Annotated in this window: 1 pseudogene; it reads left to right on the forward strand. The window is 37.4% G+C overall.

From position 1 onward, the window contains the following. A pseudogene (locus LI114_RS13720) lies at nucleotides 1-387 on the forward strand (hypothetical protein); the annotation flags it as partial. Nucleotides 388-530: the final 143 nt, after the last annotated feature.

Raw genomic sequence — 530 nt, forward strand, 5'->3', positions numbered from 1 at the left:
TATGATATACAAAAAGCTGTCAATTATTTTGAGAATTGTGCTGACAAAAATCATTTGGCAAGTTATCAGCTTGGCAGAATCTATCTTTTCGGTGCAGCGGGACTTACAAAGGATAAGGGACAAGCTATCGAATGGTTCACAAAGTCTGCAAATGATGGTAATGAATATGCACAGAATATGCTGAACAATATGGCACAGTTTGAAAATGCCGTAATTGCAAATACGATCTTTGGTTTGTTTGCAAATCTCAGTAGGTGCATCGAAGATGACTATACGCAGAAGTATAAGTCAGTCAGACGGACAGTGGACAGCAAGCTGCGGAGAATGATTAGGCAGAAAAAACTGTCACTGGGTATCAAGAACGAGCAGGCTCAGAACTATGAGTAATCATATTAATTCCGGAATATATAGATGTTTGAATGGCGGATTGTTTGGTGACAATTATTGAAAAGCTAAGCGTTTATACACGGATGTAAGTGATATAGTATAATAAAACTTGACACTCCAACCTCAAAGAAGTAAAATAGAAA

It is taken from the genome of Ruminococcus sp. 210702-SL.1.03 (genome assembly GCF_020559915.1).
Classification (GTDB): domain Bacteria; phylum Bacillota; class Clostridia; order Oscillospirales; family Ruminococcaceae; genus YE71.